General features: G+C 39.0%; 13 protein-coding genes. 4 read left to right on the top strand and 9 right to left on the bottom strand.

The features are described from left to right. Positions 1-2 precede the first annotated feature (2 nt). The 5 genes from I6F45_RS17435 to I6F45_RS17455 all read right to left on the bottom strand — a co-directional run bounded on the left by I6F45_RS17435 (position 3) and on the right by I6F45_RS17455 (position 5,077). Positions 3-827 (bottom strand): sulfite exporter TauE/SafE family protein, encoded by an 825-nt coding sequence (locus I6F45_RS17435; protein ID WP_197161388.1) that lies wholly within the window; start codon positions 825-827, stop codon positions 3-5. Beyond that, positions 815-2,398, bottom strand: a complete 1,584-nt coding sequence (locus I6F45_RS17440; RefSeq protein ID WP_197161390.1) for a gamma-glutamyltransferase family protein — start codon at positions 2,396-2,398, stop codon at positions 815-817. The genes I6F45_RS17435 and I6F45_RS17440 overlap by 13 nt, the downstream gene beginning before the upstream one ends. Next, entirely contained in the window at positions 2,395-3,600 is a 1,206-nt protein-coding gene (locus I6F45_RS17445; RefSeq protein WP_197161392.1) for an amidase family protein, read from the bottom strand. The genes I6F45_RS17440 and I6F45_RS17445 overlap by 4 nt, the downstream gene beginning before the upstream one ends. 337 nt (positions 3,601-3,937) lie before the next feature. Then, on the bottom strand, positions 3,938-4,420 hold the full coding sequence (locus I6F45_RS17450; RefSeq protein WP_197142650.1) for a putative 4-hydroxy-4-methyl-2-oxoglutarate aldolase: 483 nt from the start codon (positions 4,418-4,420) through the stop codon (positions 3,938-3,940). A 3-nt stretch (positions 4,421-4,423) separates the two neighbouring features. Then, positions 4,424-5,077, bottom strand: a complete 654-nt coding sequence (locus I6F45_RS17455; protein WP_197142651.1) for a TetR/AcrR family transcriptional regulator — start codon at positions 5,075-5,077, stop codon at positions 4,424-4,426. Positions 5,078-5,258: 181 nt separating this feature from the next. Between I6F45_RS17455 and yddG the strand changes: the two genes are divergently transcribed. Continuing rightward, positions 5,259-6,167 (top strand): aromatic amino acid DMT transporter YddG, encoded by a 909-nt coding sequence (yddG, locus tag I6F45_RS17460; RefSeq protein ID WP_197161394.1) that lies wholly within the window; start codon positions 5,259-5,261, stop codon positions 6,165-6,167. Between the two features lie 83 nt (positions 6,168-6,250). Here yddG and I6F45_RS17465 read toward each other — a convergent pair whose 3' ends face one another. Beyond that, entirely contained in the window at positions 6,251-7,807 is a 1,557-nt protein-coding gene (locus tag I6F45_RS17465) for a PepSY-associated TM helix domain-containing protein (RefSeq protein WP_197161396.1), read from the bottom strand. Positions 7,808-8,481: 674 nt separating this feature from the next. On the opposite strand from I6F45_RS17465, the gene I6F45_RS17470 reads away from it, so the two are divergent. Next, positions 8,482-10,530, top strand: a complete 2,049-nt coding sequence (locus tag I6F45_RS17470; protein WP_165739936.1) for a TonB-dependent receptor — start codon at positions 8,482-8,484, stop codon at positions 10,528-10,530. A gap of 115 nt (positions 10,531-10,645) precedes the next feature. Here I6F45_RS17470 and I6F45_RS17475 read toward each other — a convergent pair whose 3' ends face one another. Then, positions 10,646-11,326: a LytR/AlgR family response regulator transcription factor gene (locus tag I6F45_RS17475; protein ID WP_197142653.1), complete on the bottom strand. Its 681-nt coding sequence runs from the start codon at positions 11,324-11,326 to the stop codon at positions 10,646-10,648. Further along, positions 11,320-12,828: a sensor histidine kinase gene (locus I6F45_RS17480; protein ID WP_197161398.1), complete on the bottom strand. Its 1,509-nt coding sequence runs from the start codon at positions 12,826-12,828 to the stop codon at positions 11,320-11,322. The genes I6F45_RS17475 and I6F45_RS17480 overlap by 7 nt, the downstream gene beginning before the upstream one ends. A 343-nt stretch (positions 12,829-13,171) precedes the next feature. Here I6F45_RS17480 and I6F45_RS17485 point away from each other — a divergent pair, with 343 nt between their 5' ends. Both I6F45_RS17485 and I6F45_RS17490 read left to right on the top strand, forming a co-directional pair. Then, positions 13,172-14,035, top strand: coding sequence for an ABC transporter ATP-binding protein (locus tag I6F45_RS17485; protein WP_165728998.1), 864 nt, complete (start codon positions 13,172-13,174; stop codon positions 14,033-14,035). Next, positions 14,029-17,184: a M1 family aminopeptidase gene (locus I6F45_RS17490; protein WP_197161400.1), complete on the top strand. Its 3,156-nt coding sequence runs from the start codon at positions 14,029-14,031 to the stop codon at positions 17,182-17,184. Before I6F45_RS17485 ends, I6F45_RS17490 begins: the two co-directional genes overlap by 7 nt. 72 nt (positions 17,185-17,256) lie before the next feature. Here the strand turns inward: I6F45_RS17490 and I6F45_RS17495 are convergent, their stop codons facing one another. Continuing rightward, complete coding sequence (locus I6F45_RS17495) at positions 17,257-17,772, bottom strand: ankyrin repeat domain-containing protein (RefSeq protein ID WP_197161403.1); 516 nt, start codon at positions 17,770-17,772, stop codon at positions 17,257-17,259. Positions 17,773-17,812 lie beyond the last annotated feature (40 nt).

Here is a 17,812-nt window from a genome sequence, read left to right on the forward strand (position 1 = left end):
GTTTAGGCTCCCAGAGTCTGAATAAGCATACGAATACCGGTTATCATTAAGACAACGGCAAAAGCGCGTTTTAGTTGTTTTTGATCCAGCTTGCTACCAATTTTTACGCCAATAGGCGCAAATAAAATAGTTAGCGGAATAATAAGAAAAAAGGCCGGGAGGTTAACTAACCCCCACGTACCTATGGGAGCATCGATTGGCGTTGTGCCAATACTTAATAAGGTAATTACGCCTGGTAGCGCAATTAATAAGCCAAAAACGGCCGCTGTACCTACCGCAACATGTGCGCGTACGTTAAATGCGTTTAGCATAGGTACGCCAATAGTACCGCCACCTATACCAATCATGACCGACAAACCGCCTACAATACTTGCCATAATGCCTTGCCCAAATTTACCAGGTAGTTGTTTTACAAGTGCAGGTGCGCCGGCTCTAAATAACATGTTTAAACTGACTAAAATAGCAATACAGGCAAACATGAGTACTAATGCGTTACCGCGAACGGTATGAGCAATAATGCTACCCACAACCGCCATAACTAATATAAACGGTGCCCAATATTTTATTAGGGCAAGGTCAATATTGCCTTTGCTATGGTGCGAGCGAATAGATGAAAGCGAGGTAGGTACTATAGTGGCAAGTGATGTTGCGGTTGCTATCATCATTGCCGACTCTGGGCTTACGCCAAAACCTTGTAGCAGGAAGTACAGTACAGGCACGATAACAATACCGCCGCCTACGCCAAATAGTCCTGCTAAAATACCGGCAAAAATACCAGTTGCTATTAAGGCCACTACTATTGGCCATTGGTTAATTATTTCTGACATTGTGTTCCTGCTGTAGTTACTGTTGCACGTCCATCTGAACGAGGATCTGTTGCAGCTTCAAGGCTTGTAGGTGTATCTAAAATAGCCCCAGCGTGCCCCATCATTTCGTTATTATTATCAACGCTTACCCAATCGTGGTCACGTTGATTTAATTCATGTTCTATATGAGACGCTAAACTTTCTTCAATTTTTAAATTTGTACTTGTATCACCCCATGTTCTTCCAAGTAACCACCGAGGGTCGCTAATTGCTTGGTTTATTGACTTATTTCGCCATGCATAACCTGCAAAAACAGCGGCTTGGGTTTGTGGTTGGCCTTCACCGCCCATTGTTCCGTAAGCAAGTCGGCGACCATCGCTAAATTTTGCCATTGCAGGGTTAAGTGTATGTGCAGGCTTTTTATTTGGGGCAAGGTTATTGGCGTCTTGATTGTTTAAACTAAAGCTTAACCCTCGGTTATTCCACACAAAGCCGCCTTCGCTCATTAATATTCCGCTGCCAAATTCCCAGTAAATACTTTGAATAAAGCTGACTAATTGCCCATTTTTATCTCGTGCTGCCATCCATACTGTATCGCCAGGCTCTGTGTTAAATGGCCATTGTTGTGCTTTGCTCATATCAATATTGTTGGCAAGTTCGCTTAAGCGCTCATCGGTTAGTGCGTCTTTATAATCACCCCCTAATACATTGGGATCGGCCCAAAGGGTAGGGCGATGGGTAAAGCTTTGTTTGGTTGCCTCTACAATTAAGTGTGTCCAGTCGGCATCGGTTTTAGCTAAATGCTTTAACTTATTTACGGCACCAATTATTTGCAGCGAATGCACGCCCTGTGTTGGCGCGGGTAAGTTGTAGCAGTCAATACCACTTAGGTTTGCATTTAGCGGGGTAACTATTTCGGCTTGGGTACTTGCAATATCGTCAGTGGTAATTGAACTGCCTGCTTTGGCTAAATCAGCGGCAAATGAGCTGGCAAGTGCACCTTCATAAAATACGTTTAAACCCTGTTTTGCTAAGTGCTCAAATGTTGCTGCAAGTTTAGGGTTTTTAAAATGCTGACCCGCTTGCAAGGGCTTGCCATTGGGTATGTAGAGGTTTTTAAATGCGTCATTGGTATTGTTAGCAGCGGCTAGCTTTTCGCAGCCTGCTTGCAAGCTTTTTGTAACGGTAAAGCCCTCGCGAGCAAGTTTTATTGCGGGCGCTAAAATTTTTGAAAGTGGCAGTGCTGCGTGTTCATCAAGCTCAAGCGCTTTTTGCCAGCCGCGTATTGTGCCCGCTTGAGTCAGTGCGCTTAATCCGCCGCGATCTGGTATTTGCGTGTGCGAGTTATAGGGTGTTGTATTAGTTGCTGCGCGGCCGCAGGCGTCAATAGCGGTGGGTGTTTTTTGATTGGGATTATCGATAAGCCAAAAGCTGTCGCCACCAATTGAGTTCATATGTGGATATACAACGCTAATAGCAGCTGCTGCGGCTACCATAGCCTCGGTAGCTGTACCGCCTTGTTTTAGTATATTTATACCCGCCTCTGTTGCCGAAAAATGAGACGCGGTAAATGCAATATTGTGTGTGGTCATGCCGGTGTGTCCTGTTTAAAGTGTTCAGCTAGGTGCTTAACGCAAGCAAGTAGGCTTTTATCGTTACCGTGGGTCATCATTAATGAAAAACCATACGGATGATCATTTGCTAAATCAGCCAGCGGTAAATGCACTTGCGCTGAGCCACTAAGCCCTGCAATTGCCGAAAGTGTAATAATTTGCATGCGTAAGGCGCTTTTGTCGGCGCCTAATTTAGGTGCGGTTGTAGGTGTGGTTGGCAAAAATAAACAGCTGTTTGTATTTAGGTTTTTAGCGACGATTGCTTGCCACTCGTGCTGTACTTTTAGTGCTTCTTGTTCTTCTTGATCGGTTAGGGCAAGCGCCATATTAAAACGTGCCGCAATTGCTAGAGCAAACTGGGGAAGTTGCCCCTGCAATTGAAGCCAATCTTTATGCGTTTTTGCGATTGCTCGCCCTTGCAGTACTCTAAAACTATCAGCAAGTTCGTTTAGTAAGCTGCTGTTAGGTAGTTCAAATTCTTTATGGTGCTTAAAATTAGGTTTGGTTTTTTCAAGCAATTGTTTAAGTGGAGCTTTTAAAGCAGGGTCAACGAGTTCAAATAACGGCTCACAAATAACTAAGGTATTAACGTTATTAATAGCTTGATTTGGTAGCAGTACATTACCTACATCGCTTAATAGCTCTGCGCTTTGGGTAAGCCAACCTATGGTATCAAAAGGCGGAGCCAAGGGTATTAGGCCATCTTTTTCAATCACGTTATGGCTTGGCCTTATGCCATATAAACCACAATAGCTGGCGGGTATTCTAATTGAGCCACCAGTGTCGGTGCCCAAGCCAATATCGGCTAAGTTAGCAGCAACTGCAGCCGCCGACCCCATACTTGAGCCACCGCAAGCATGCCCTTTTAATTTAGGGTTTTGAGCAGCGCCATAGTGAATGTTATTTCCCTCTAGGCTGTACGCCAGCTCATCGGTATGGGTAAAGCTTGTAAAATTACAGCCTTCACTCATTAATTTGTTTATGGCGCTGGATGTTTGCTGTGCCGGTTTAGCTGTTTTAAGCCAGTGTGGGTTACCAGCGCTGTTATGCTCGCCTTTAATAGCAAATACATCTTTTACCACAAGGCGCTTATTAATAAGTGTGCCTTGGTAATGTGTTTGCCATGCTTTAGGACCATGGTCACAAAAAATACCGGGCGTATTATTATTTTTGGTACTCATATCACCACTCGTTATAAAAAATCTGACCAAGCAGTCCAGATTTAGGGTGATTAAAAAGACAGATTAATTTTTATTATTTTTCAGCCCACTGCGTAACATCTTGTTTTTATTTTACAGAGCCTGATCCGCTTTTTAATCGGTTAGCTTATTATATTGTTTAAAACCTAAGCAAGAGGAATGCCATAAATTAAAATCCTGTCCAATTGGTCAGGTTTTGGTGGGTTGTATGAGGTTTATAAATGAGAGCTGTAAAAATAATGGCATTGAAATGAGTTAAAACAGACCAATTTGGTGCGCAGGTGCACCAAGTTGGCCTTTATTTATATGGTTTTAAGTCCTAAATAAGGGGTGTTTTACTGATGATTAAACCGTTAATATCGGCATAAACCCAATCGTTAGGTTCGATAGTGGTGCCAAGCATTGCAATAGTTTGGTTTTTATCACCAAAGCCACGCTTTAAGGTACTACGCGGTGTAGAGCCTAGCGCCATTACAGGTAAGTTCATCGTGGCGAGTATTTCTATATCTCGGCAACAGCCATTTATTATTACGCCTTCCCAGCCATTATTTAGGGCACGCTCAGCCATAATGTCGCCTATAAACGCAAAGCGTTTGCTCGCAAACCCGTTTATAACTAATACTTTACCTTCACCATTTTCATGCAGTATATCGGCGGCAAATGAGTTGTCTTCTGGGCAGGTAACGGTCACTACTTTGCCATAAAATGTGGTTTTTTTGCCAAAGTGTAAAAGACCACTGTCTGCAACTTGTACGTTATCGCGATGATCGTCAAATAAATCGGGTGTAGTAAAGGGTGTCATGGGTTAAGTCTCGCTTTGCTCAGGTACTTTAAGACCAATACCTTTTAAAATTATGTGGGCAATTGACTGCGTAATTTGTGCCACATCGGTTTCGTCGTACTCTAATTTGTTCATTACAAGTAAAACCTCAGCCTGAAAGTCGGCGTAATATTGCGTGGTAGACCAAATAGTAAAGAGCAAATGGTACGGGTCAACCTTATCCATTTTATCTGCATCCATCCATGCTTGAAGTACATCAACCTTTTGTTTAACCCAAGGGCGGGTATTGGTTCTAAAGTAGTTTTGTAAATAAGGTGCACCGCGCAGTATTTCACTGGCAAATAAGCGAGATTGCATTGGTTGGTCTACGGCCAGTATTACTTTGCTTTTAATATAGTTATAAAGCACGGTAGCTGGATCGTCATTAATTGTGACGTTATCAAGCCCCAAGTTCCAGTTAGCTATTATGCGGTCGATCACAGACTCGTACAGACCATCTTTACTTTTAAAGTAATACAAAATATTAGCTTTTGGCACCTGCGCTTCTTTAGCAACCATGCTCATACTTGCTCCGTCGTAACCTAATTGCGAAAACAATTGCTCGGCGGCATCTAAAATTAATTTTTGGTTTTTCTCGCGTGTCACTTCTTTTTTATTTGGTTTTATTTGTGTGGTCATTATAGAGTTTGCGTGTTTAACGTATTGATTGATTGTAGCTTTACTGACCAAAAGGTCAATTACTAAAAAGGGTGGATGTTAAAAACAGGCGAGAGGTTTAAGCTATTAACTTTAATTGTTTAATTAAATAATTACTGTTAGTTTAGTTTCAAATTTACGAGTAGTACTTTTGGGTTGGCAAATGGATTTTATAAGCAAAAATAAATATACACTATATGGAGTCGCTGCAATATTACTGTGGAGTTGCTTAGTGGCATTACTACGGGATATTTCTGAGTTGTTTAGCCCCATTGGTGGTGCTGCGGCTATGTATTCTGTCAGTGCGATATTTTTAATTTTGGTTATGGGAGTGCCCAAGTTTAGTGGTTTTTCGAAACGCTACTTGGTAGTAGGTACTTTATTATTTGTATCGTACGAAATTTGCTTGGCGCTTTCTATTGGTATGGCAAATAGCCGTCATCAGGCAATGGAAATGGCGGTTATTAATTATTTATGGCCCACGCTAACAATATTGCTCTCTATTATTATTGGTCGTAAAAAAGTAAGTTACTGGGTTTACCCAAGCATGATTATTGCTTTTTTAGGCGTTGCTTGGTGTATTACTGGCGATCAAGAAATGTCGGTCGATACGCTTGTTACTAACTTTGCTGATAATCCTGCTACTTATTTAATGGCATTAGCTGCAGCGTTTATATGGGCTATTTATTGCGTAGTAACGCAAAAGCTGAGTAATGGTAAAAATGCCATTACGTTATTTTTTACTGTTACGGCAATGAGTTTGTGGGCGCAATATGGTTTTAGTAATGAAGCGTCATTAACGTTTTCAATCAGCTCAAGCATGACATTATTATTAGCCGGTGTAGTAGTGGGGAGCGGTTATGCGCTGTGGAATCAAGCTATTATTGGCGGTAACTTAATGCTTTTGGGAACGCTTTCGTACTTTACACCGGTGTTTTCTACTATTATTTCGGCGTTGTATTTATCTATTACGCTGAGTGCTTCGTTTTGGCAAGGGGTTGTACTGGTAACAGTGGGCTCGCTAATTTGCTACTTTGTAACGCGAGAAAAGCCTAAACGCACAGTAAACTAATCTACGTTAGTTAATGTTTTTATATTTTAAATCTAAACTTATACCTTTAATGAGGCGTGCAATACGCCTCATTAAGTTTTTCTTTATAATTTTGCAGGTATAACTGCATAGCTTACTGATTTATTTCTAACTTTTTTTGCACAATAATAAAATATTAATGCAAATACTGCAGCGCTAATATCAACAAAACCGCTTTGATAATATTTTAAAAAATCATCAGCTAATAAAGCCTGTATAAGTGTTGACCCCCCCATACCAGCAGATAAAAGTGCAATACCCATTAAGCCCCAATAGCTAGCGTGGTGAGTTCCTTTAAAAAAGGTATAAGCAACAAAGGCAAAAAATACCAAATAGTAACTATAGAGATAGCTGTAATTTGCGTTACCCATATATTGGTTAGTCCATTTAGCTTGTAATAAAGTGGCAACCACTGCAATCATTGACCCTAAGCAAACACCAATTGTTAAATTTGCCATAAATCGTGTACTTCGTTTGTTGGCATCTTGTTTAAAGCGCTTGTCTAGCCATAATAAGTTACCAGAGTAAAATAAGAATGCGCCAAGTAGCCCCATAACAAAATACCCCCAACGTCCCCATTCACCTCCATAAGTACCAAAGTGAAGTGAAAAGAAACTTCCTACTATATTACCCCAAACACCATCATCTCCTTGCGGATAGCTTGAGTTAAGTACTTCTAATGTATAGGGGTGTAAGAATAAGTAGTCGGTATCAGGTCCGCGAACGACAGCGCTGCTATTACTCATTTTTAATGTTGCTGTCGGACTGTTTGTATTTAAACGACTAAATGTAATGTGAATTGGCTCATAACCTGGGGCGTAGTTTTTTGCCGCTAGGAGCTGCTTATTTATGCTTGGTAAGTTTGCAATATGATAATTATGTGCTGCTGGGGCAGGTCGTTGAAAAAAGGATTTATCGTCATAAAATGCTGATAGACCATCATAAACCAGATCATGAAATGCAAATACCACCACAGTAAACGCTATAATTAAATGAAAAGGCAAGCTGGCGATCCCAACTAAATTATGACTATCGAGCCAAAAGCGACTGGCGCCTTTTTCTTTTCGAATCGCAAAAAAGGTTTTTACAAGCGTAGGTAGTAAAATAATTACGCCAGACACCAATGCTAAAAAGTACAGCGCAGATGCTATACCGAGTATATATACGCCTGATTGGTCGTGCCCAATTTCGCCTGCAAACCCTGCGGTTCGATGTAAGTAATCTATTAAATCTGCAAGTTTATTCTCACTTTGTTGCTGTATTACAAGATCATTTTGCTGGTTTAGATAGAGTACCTGTAATTGATTATCAAGTTTCATCCCGCGCTCTTTACCTTGGCTATACCAAGATAGTGGCGCTTGATTTGTTAATAAATCGAGAGAAAAACCATTACCCATTTGCTCAGGGTACTTAGTTATTGCTTGATCAACTAATATTTGGTGATTGTTAGTGTGTGGTTTAGTCACTGGTGCACTGGCGGGGTTTGCCCACTGTGCTAATTCGTGTTTAAACATGGTTAAACTACCAGCATAAAAACCTATAAAAAGTACTAAACCTGCAATTATTCCTGTCCATGTATGCACGCCTTGGTAGGTACGCAAAATATCGGCTCTTACTCTCATAGCCAATTCCTTAAAATTATAAATAGACTATATAGCGTTATATTTAAGCCCCCAAGTGTCAGCCAAGCATTTTTTGCTGAACTAAACAGGTAGGTGAAGCTAAAAATAGTTAACCATAAAATGGGTATCATCCACATATTAAATTGCACTTTGTCGGGCGCATCTATGCCTCCCGCTCCGTACCATGCAAAAAAAGCAACGAGAATAAACGCTAGCGCTAGCCCTAAAAAACAACCAGCCAAACTTTTGCCAAGCCAAGTTGGTTTTATTTTTTGCCTTTGTGCAGATGACATTATTTTACTTCCTTGTGTTTAATCAGGCTTACGATCGGAATTATTATTAAAGCGAGCATTATCATTAAAATGATAAAAAATACGGCTGCCGCATTAGAAAAAGCATATAAGGCTAATGGTATTGCAATAACAAAAAGGATAAATGCGAGCTTGCGCCAGCTTTTGTTAATGGGTTTGCTTAGAAGTCGTTGGTGGCGGTTACTAAGATAAAACAGGGATGTAGCAGTAAATAAAATAAGAGAAAGGGTAAGTTGCAACATAAATTAAAACACTTATTAATGATGTTGCTATTCTAAATGATAACTAAACTCAATTGCAACAAGTGTGTGTTTGTGCTATTTTTTCGAAAAATAAAACAACTATCCATAAAAGGAAATAACTGTGGTAGCTTCATTTAAGCCTAATAAACTTTCACTACTGATTACAAGCTCTTTGTTATTGGCTCAAAGTAATGCATTTGCTGATGAAACAAGTCGAGAATCAATAGATACAATTATTGTAACAGGCGAAAAAATCGAAAGGTCACTCAAAGATACGATTACATCGGTTGCAGTGGTAGATAAGTCACTATTAGAAAATGGACAACTAGGTTCGGTTTCAGAAGCTTTGGCAGAAATGGCAAATGTAGTGGTACTTACTGGAGCCGTGCCAGATATGCGCGGTGTGTCGGGTAATGGTGGTGCAACAGGTTTTAACTCATTTAGTGGAGGCTCTAAAGCAAGAGTATCAACGCTTGTTGATGGTGTAAGTCAGCCATTTGTAGCTGATTTAACCGGTGATACAGGTTTGTGGGATATAGATCAAATAGCGGTATACCGTGGACCGCAGTCAACTAGCAATGGTCGTAATAGCATTGGTGGTGCAGTTTATATGACAACCAAAGCACCAACACAAGATTTTGAAGGTGCTGTACGCGTTGGGTATAGAAATCAAGATAGTTACCTTGATACAGCCGCTGTTGTTTCGGGGGCTTTAATTGAGGATGTACTAGCATTTCGTTTATCTACTCAATATGTAAATGGTGAAACCTTTAGCAACCCAACGATACATGAAACCAATCCAACAGATAAAAACTTAAATCAGCTTAATACCAGTAGTACGCGTGCAAAATTACTGTATACCCCAACGACCGATTTAGCTGTACAGCTAACTTACTCTACCTACAGTGAAGAGGGTAATACAGGTCGTAAGTACTTTGAAGGTGATGAACCGTTTGATTATGTGCCTTTATTTCAGCGCGATATGGATACCCAGTCAGACACGACTCAGGTAAATATTGATTATAAAATAAATGATAACTTTTCGTTCGATATACTACTCGCATATATGGATTATGAATGGGGCTTTGAAGCATATGAGGCACTTGCCAGTGCGGAGTCTGATATTTCTATGGATGAAAAAAATATCACAATTGATAGTAAATTAAACTTTGGCTTAAATAGTGATTTTTATTCGGGCTTTGTAGGTATTGCTTATTTTGACCGTGAACAAGACTTTAAAAGCGTTGGTGCAACCAATTATTTTGGTGACGATAGTAGTGACTCTAAAGCAATTTATGGCGAAACAAGCTTTGAGTTAACAAATGAGCTTACGTTAACAGCGGGGCTGCGAGTTGAGCGTGAAGAACAACTTCGTAATTTTGATATGGCTTTTGGTGGCAGCAGATTAGTTGAGCAATTAGATAATTCTAATACGATAAAACTACCTACGGTAGCTGTTCAATATAAAGTAACTAATAACACTACCTTATCGGCAAGTGCTCGTCGTGGTTATAACGCTGGTGGTGGTGCCTTAGATTTTGCTGCACAAGAATACTATTACTACGAGCAAGAATCAGTAAATACCTATGAAGTAGGCTCGCGTAGCGTACTAAATAATGGTGATTTAAATATTAGTGCTAATATTTTTTACAATAACTTTAATGGTTATCAAGCTTTAAGCTCAAGTCGAAAAATCACTAATATTGACGATGCGCATAGCTATGGCTTAGAACTTGAAGCATATAGCATGCTAGGTGAGCAATGGCAGTTACATGCAGGGCTAGGTTTATTAAAAACTAAAATAGATGAATCAGCGACTTATTCAGATGCAGTGGGTAACGAATTAAACTCAGCACCAGAGCTAACTGCAAGTTTAGGTTTATCGCATTGGTTTACAGATAGCTTAAAGTTAAATGTGAGCGCTAATTATGTAGACGATTACTATGGCGATTTAACTAATACAGAAGAGCGTGTTGCCGGAGGTTATACAATTACGCGTGCAACAATAAGCTATAATAGCGATCATTGGTTGGTGAGTGCTTTTATTAATAATGCATTAGATGAAGAAGCATTTACGTCAGTTGAGCCTGCAAGTGGTCGTTACCCAACGGGTTATGTTGCGGTAGTGAATCCTCAAACGTTAGGTGCTTCAGTAACGTATCGTTTTTAACGTGCTTCTAAAATAATGAATTGGAAATTGTAACGCTACTTTTTAAAGGTAAAATAATTTAAAGCCCTAAAGCATTAGGGCTTTTAAATAAAGGGGAACTTTAACCGAGCTTAAATTAAATAATGTCGCGCACTTGTTGTTTAAATGACTTGCCAATTTTAACTGACACGCCTGATGCTAGTTGAACGCTTTCATTACTTAACGCAACAACTTTATTTTTGTTAATAACGTAAGATTTGTGGACTTGAATAAATGAAGTATCAAGCTCTTGCAATATGTATTTGAGAGTACTGCTTGCAAGTAATGCTTTTTCACCTTGCCATACTTTTACATAATTTCCATACGCTTCAAACATGTCTATGTCGCTTAATTGAATTTTATGTTTTTTACGATCGATTTTAAGCGTAATAGTCAGAGGTGCCTTGGAATTTAGCGTTATGTGTTTTCTTTTTTTCCGTACTTTATTGAGTGCTTGTTCAAGGCGTTGCGCAGAGACTGGTTTTAGTAGGTAGTCAGTTACGTCAAGTTCAAAACCGGCTAAAGCATATTCTTGATACGCACTAATAATAATCACTTGTGGTCGATTCGCGAGCACTTTTAGTAATGCAATGCCCGATAGTTCGGGCATGTTTATGTCTAAAAATAACAAATCAATAGATGATGTGGCTAAAGCACATAATGCATCTTTAGCGTTAAGGTATTGTCCGCTTATATTAATATCTTTATGGGCACTTAAATGATGCAGTATAACGTCATGCGCGAGCGGCTCGTCATCAACAATTATTGTGTTTAGCATGCAGCCAGCTCCAATTTAAGTGTGGTTTGCCAAAGGTTTTTATTTTCATTAATAATTAATGTGTGCTTATTTGGATATAAAAGAGTCAACCTACGGCGTAAATTGTTAAGTCCCATCCCATGCTCTGAATTGTTATTAGGTAGAATAGGGTTGGAGGAAAATAGCGTTAGTATGTTATCGGCCATGGTGATTTTAAACACAACCGTTACTTTTTGTGACGTGGGCTCTACACCATGCTTTATCGCGTTTTCTAAAATCATTATTAACAGTAGTGGCGAAATAAAATAGTGTTGTTGATATTCAGGCCATTGCACATCAAAGTTACAGCGCTCAGCACTTCGTAAACGCTGTAATGCAATAAAACCTTTTAAGTAATTGATTTCTTTTTCTAAACTCACCTGTGCTTTTTGACCTTCGTAAACACTGTAACGCAGTAAATTAGCTAATTGCATAACAAGATCTGGTGCATTATCTGCTTTTTTTAATGTCAGCGCGTAAAGGTTGTTTAATGTATTAAATAAAAAATGAGGGTTAATTTGCTGCTGAAGTAGCATTAGCTCTGTTTTTGTTTGTTGCTGGGCAATGTTGCTAATTTGAACGTGTTGTTGCTGTCGTTCAAACGCTAAAATAATCGGTGTGCTTATAGCTAAAAACAAAAATACGAACTGATAATTTTCAGGGCTGAAAATATTATCATTACCGCCTGGTGTTAAGTTAGCAATGCCTGAGGGTAAATCGTTAATAGGTAACAGTAGCAAGCACGATGTTAATATAGGTGTAAGTACAACGAGGCTTATTAAACTTGCAAACAAAAATATTAATACGCCATGATAGGTTAATACGTAGCGTATTAATAAATATCTATTTAATAAATACACTCCATATACTAATCCGGCACAAACAGTAATTTGCCAAAGGTAACCCAAAAAAGTATCAAACTGTGTGAATACTTTATAAACATCAATAACAGGCTCAATAGGCTGGTTTAACATAGGATCAGTGTGCGTATTGAGTATGCTTGATGTAACTATTGCCCAACCTAAAAGTACTATAAACACGACTGTATCAAGTGAAAACAAGGATTTAAGCCATTTATTACTCAACACATTGTTATTTTTATTAGTGCGTTTAGTAATAAGCCATATACCACTTGCAGATGCGCACAGTGTCCAACATTGTGCATCAAGGTATTGCCATTGCGAAAAGTTAAGAAGTTGGTTATTAAATACTAGCAAGAGAGATGGATAGGCTAAAAAGCCTAACAGCCAAACTATGATTGCGGGTGTAAGTAATAAACGATATGCAAACGCATGGGCAATAAAAAAGGGAATACACTGTAAAAAAAGTTGAATATTAATAGCCAGATATTGGCTAGTTGAATCCATATGTGATGACAAAAAGCGTATATGAGAGTCGAGCATAATAGCGGCTATTAGCGGTAAAAAATTTATTAGCTGGGTAATGCTAAAGCGTTGCCATATTGGTGTATTGGCTTGCTGCATATGTGACTCCGTTTTTATTATAGTTTCTGAGCGGGTACGCTCAGATAAAATTGTCTTTTTATTTTAAACATTACCTTTGCACAATTCACTACGCTGAGCGCGCTAGTTTATCCATAAAACTGTTTCAATCATAATTTATTTTTAAAATAATTATTTTATTTCATAGGGTTAGTAACCGTTTTAAGCACACTAGGCCATTTATCTAAATGATGAAAGGTCATATTTAAATGACCAACGTTACTTTTTTATGTTCATCATTTATTTCAAGACGTTAACCATTGTTTTCTCGCTTGTATTGACTTGTTTTCTTAAGCTGGTGCTATACCAATTAAGGAAGAAACTAATGCTTACACTGAAAAATATTAACAAAAAATACGCAGATGGTACGCAGGCTTTGAATGATGTGACGATCACTCTACCCGCCGGTATGGTTGGTCTACTTGGCCCAAATGGGGCGGGTAAATCAACACTTATGCGCACACTCGCGTGTTTACAAAATGCCGACTCCGGACATATTAATTTTAATGGCCTTGATGTAATTAGCCAACCAGATGCGCTTAGATCGCAGCTAGGCTATTTACCACAATATTTTGGTGTGTATCCCAATATGAGTTGTCGAGCGTTACTTGAGCATATTGCCGTATTAAAAGGTATAGATGGTAATGCACGCAAAAACCAAATTAATAGTTTACTTGAACTAACCAATTTGACTCAGTTTGCTAATAAAAAGGTCGTTAATTTTTCGGGAGGAATGAAGCAGCGTTTTGGTGTGGCTCAGGCTTTGTTAGGTAACCCAAAGCTAATTATTATGGATGAACCCACTGCTGGGCTTGATCCCGTGGAGCGAGAAAGTTTAAACAATTTACTCGTTAGTATTAGTCAAAATAGGTTGGTATTGTTATCGACCCATATTGTTGAAGATGTAGAAAATTTATGTCACTACGTGGCCATTATAGATCAAGGAGCACTCATACAAAGCGGTGACGTAAAAGAGTTACTAGTTCCTTTAGAAGGTAAGATTTGGCAGCTCGAAAGTTTACCTACGGGCATACCAACTCAGCATGTATTAAGTAAGAGCCATCGCTATGGTAGAGCGTCATTTCGTGTGTATGCAGACACAGCGCCTGCACACAATGCAATAAATTCGCCCGCTACGCTTCAAGACAAGTACTTTTTTGCACTTAATGAAGGAAGTCAAACATGTTAATTTTTAATGAGTGGCGATATGCAGTGCGCCAACCACTTGTTTGGCTGTGCATTATTATACCTTTGGTATTTGCGGTTATGTTGTCCTCTGGGCTTGCAGCAGTTGAAGTTGATTCGTTAAAACAATTTAAGTTAAATATTACAATGCTACAAATGATGCAGTTACCTGTGCTTGTAGGAGTATTGGCACCCGTTATATTTTTACGAGATCAGCACGCGTCAATGCAGGAGCTTATTTATGCTACGCAAACTAGTTTATTTAAGCGCAGTTTAGCAAGAGTATGCTTACTGATTTTCTTGGTTTTTATTATCAGCTTAATTAGCGATTTAGTAATGATATACATGCATGTAAGGCAATTGGGCTATATACCAAATGTGGTTTATTTTACTGTATTTAATAGCTTTTTAGTATTGTTACCAAATAGCTGCTTTTTAGTTGTTATTGCCTTTTTTGTTTGCCATAAATCAGCTAATTCATTACCCAATTATGTTGTTTTTACGGTGTTGTGGATAGGCTACATAATGCTTGCAAGTATTACCGGAAATCCAATGCTTGCTGGAAGTAGTATTATAAGCAATCGCTTTTATACATTATTTGTTTGGCTTGACCCTTTTGCATACACTGCCGTAATAAACAGTTTAACCAATTCATTAGGGGCTTCATTTGCTATTAATCGCGTTGTTGTGAGTATGCTTGCTGTTGGTATTTTTTATATTACTTTTAGTAAAAATAAAAAACACACATTATTAAAGAGTAAAAAAACTAAAAATACTAACGAATACATTCGTTACAACACGTTAAAACCCGCTGAATATAAAACAGCGAGAGTCACGCAAAAGCCATTTTTGATGATGGCCAGTTTATACAAAACTACGCTGGTTAATTTGGTTTCACACCCTGTTACTTTACTGATTATTTTTGTTTGGCCGGTGATGGTTTTTAATAGTGTTGCCTCGTCGTCTGGTTATGTTGAACCAATGAGTGTTATAAGCACCACAAGCCTTGATGCAATTAGCTATTATGCATTTGATATGCAATTGTTGTTTGGCACTTTATTAATGGCTTTGTGGAGCTGGCAAGTAAGCTGCTTTGCTAAAAACTATAATATAGCTGAGCTGATCGCTGCCACACCGCTAAAAACATATTACTTTTTAAACAGTCAGTTATTGGTCCTAGGTACTATGATATTGGTTTTTTTAACAATGAGCTTATTAGGGGCAAGTGCAGCTCAGTGGTTTTTACACAGTGCATATCAATTTGAAGTACATTTAACCATTTTATTTTTGATGGCAATTGTGCTTGCCATTATTGCGTGTGTATTTTTGTGTGTATTTAATTTGTGCCGTTCGCAGCTTATTGCGGGTTTGCTAATTGCTGTTATTTTACTGATCAAATTTACACCGATAATGACTTATCTTGGTCTTACGCATACATTGTGGAGTGTTGGTTGGACGCCTTTGCAGGCACCTGATAACTTTTCGGGTTATCGTGCAAGTATAAGTAGTTATTGGCCTTATATATCAGTTTGGTTAGCGGCGTGTATAAGTTTAGTTATAATTACGGGTATTTTTAATCACCGAGGTGCCGGGTTGAGCCGAAGAGTAATGGGGGTTAAGCATTTTTGGTTACTTATACCTTTACTTATCACTGTGGCACTATTTACTCAATTATATTTAAGACTGGTTGAGGAGAAGCCTTTAACCAACTCGCATAAACGCGAGGCATTTAAAGCACAATACGAAAAAGCATTCTCACAATGGCGCAATGTAGCACAGCCAAAAATTGTTCACATTGATGCTAATGTAGACTTTTATCCGCATCAGCAGCAAGCTCATTTTTCCTTAATATATACCTTAAAAAACACCCATCAAGCCCCTATTAAAGAGATATTGGTTGGGCGCTCTGGTTTTTATAAATGGGCCGATATTGAAATCGATGGCGCACAAAGGGCTAAAAGCTTTCCCTTGCTTAATCAAGCTGTGTTTAAGTTTGAGAATGAAATGCAGCCTGGAGAAATACGTAAACTAGTTACACGGTTTGATGTTCATCAAGCTAAGCTTTGGCCAGTAAGAGGCCATCAGATAATAACCCCTGAATTTAGCTATATACGATCAGTGCCTTTATTGCCGACTGTTGGCTATCAAGGTAATTATGAATTAACCGATCCTATACTTCGTCAGCAACACGCACTTAAAGTGAAGTCGGTTATTAGACCCACGAAGCTATTTGCTAAAACGGTGAAAGCAAGTACTCATTACCAGTGGCTTACTATGTCGAGTAAAGTGAGTACAACAAGTGGTTATCAGGTTATAACCCAAGGAGAGGAAATATCACGTACCAGCAAAGATGACCGCGAAATATTTCATTTTGAGACTCGTACACCCATAAATGCAATCCCAGCTTGGGTGACGGTGCCTTATTCCCCTGTTACCAAGCAGCAAAATGGCGTGATGTTAAACGTGTTTGCTAAAGATAAAAACGAGCCAGCACGAGCGGAGTCTATAGCTATAAACCTCAGCGCAATGGGCGATACAATAAAATGGCTTAATAATATAAGCCCTTATAGAGCAAAACAATTGAGTTTAATAGGCTCGCCTAGTGTTGGTGCTACAGGTTATGCATTGCCGCAACTTATACTTATTGAAGACAGTGTTGGTTTTAGATCAAAGCCAAGCGCTAATGCAGGCTTTGATCAACGCTATCGCCGTGCAGTTCACGAAACCGCGCATCAATGGTTTGGCCATGATATTGGTAATGGGGTACTTTCAGATAGCGCTTTTTTAGTGGAGTCTATGGCAAAGTATATTGAGCTTGTTGTTATAGAGCAGCGTTATGGGAAAGCGACAATGCAAGCGCTGGTTGAGTATGAAACAACACGCTATGAGCAAAGTATGTTGATGAACATAAAGGAGCGTTCAGCCTTGGTTGATGCTACACAAAGCTTTGACCAATATTCGCGAGCAACCATTGTCTTTGCTAAGCTACGCGCTGCTATTGGGGATGAACCCATTATTAATGCGCTCAAGTTGGTTTGGAAAAATCATGGTTATCCAAACAGTCCCGCCAATTCTATGGATTTTATACGAGCATTAAAACATGAAGCTGGGAAAGAACAAGAAAGCTTAATAAACACACTGTTTTTAGAGTAAGTACGTTTAATTTGAACATATATTTAGTAAATCAAAAGCCCTAAAGTTTTAGGGCTTTTTGTTGCGTGCAGTTTATTTTGCATTATTTACCTGCGCTAGTAACTCTATAACTTTTTGTTGACCAAATGTTTGTGCAAATTGCTCGGCTGTTTGACCGGCTTTGTTTTGATGCGCGTTATCGCAATCAAGTGATACGAGTGTTTTTGCAATACTAAATTCACCTCTGAATATAGCGGCCATAAGTGCTGTGTTACCCCGGTTATCTTCCATGCAAGCATTAGCGCCTAAGTGTAAAAGCGTGTTTACCGTGTTTTTATTACCGTGATAAGTGGCAATCATTAATGCGGTGTAACCTTTATTGTTGTAACTGTCGATAGGAATACCGGCATCTACAAATTGCTCTATTACAGCTGTGTCGTTTGTACGTGCTGCGGCAAAGTAATAAGAAAATAAGCTTTGGTATTGTGTTTTTGCAGAATGTTGGCTTTCAACTTGCGTACTGGGTGTTTGTGTACTTGGGGTATTTTGAGCGTAAACGCTACTGGTAAAGCTCAGTAGTAGAGCGACTATAATTAATAAATTACGCATAACAATTGTCTCTTATAAAAAGAGGAAGGGGGTTATCCCT

This window comes from Pseudoalteromonas sp. SWYJZ19 (assembly GCF_015864375.1).
In the GTDB taxonomy this organism is placed as follows: Bacteria; Pseudomonadota; Gammaproteobacteria; order Enterobacterales; family Alteromonadaceae; genus Pseudoalteromonas; species Pseudoalteromonas arctica.

Bases quoted from the DNA above. Each gene is read 5' to 3' on its own strand.
- I6F45_RS17435 (WP_197161388.1), bottom strand. From the start codon at position 827: ATGTCAGAAATAATTAACCAATGGCCAATAGTAGTGGCCTTAATAGCA.
- I6F45_RS17440 (WP_197161390.1), bottom strand. From the start codon at position 2,398: ATGACCACACACAATATTGCATTTACCGCGTCTCATTTTTCGGCAACA.
- I6F45_RS17445 (WP_197161392.1), bottom strand. From the start codon at position 3,600: ATGAGTACCAAAAATAATAATACGCCCGGTATTTTTTGTGACCATGGT.
- I6F45_RS17450 (WP_197142650.1), bottom strand. From the start codon at position 4,420: ATGACACCCTTTACTACACCCGATTTATTTGACGATCATCGCGATAAC.
- I6F45_RS17455 (WP_197142651.1), bottom strand. From the start codon at position 5,077: ATGACCACACAAATAAAACCAAATAAAAAAGAAGTGACACGCGAGAAA.
- yddG (WP_197161394.1), top strand. From the start codon at position 5,259: ATGGATTTTATAAGCAAAAATAAATATACACTATATGGAGTCGCTGCA.
- I6F45_RS17465 (WP_197161396.1), bottom strand. From the start codon at position 7,807: ATGAGAGTAAGAGCCGATATTTTGCGTACCTACCAAGGCGTGCATACA.
- I6F45_RS17475 (WP_197142653.1), bottom strand. From the start codon at position 11,326: ATGCTAAACACAATAATTGTTGATGACGAGCCGCTCGCGCATGACGTT.
- I6F45_RS17480 (WP_197161398.1), bottom strand. From the start codon at position 12,828: ATGCAGCAAGCCAATACACCAATATGGCAACGCTTTAGCATTACCCAG.
- I6F45_RS17485 (WP_165728998.1), top strand. From the start codon at position 13,172: ATGCTTACACTGAAAAATATTAACAAAAAATACGCAGATGGTACGCAG.
- I6F45_RS17490 (WP_197161400.1), top strand. From the start codon at position 14,029: ATGTTAATTTTTAATGAGTGGCGATATGCAGTGCGCCAACCACTTGTT.
- I6F45_RS17495 (WP_197161403.1), bottom strand. From the start codon at position 17,772: ATGCGTAATTTATTAATTATAGTCGCTCTACTACTGAGCTTTACCAGT.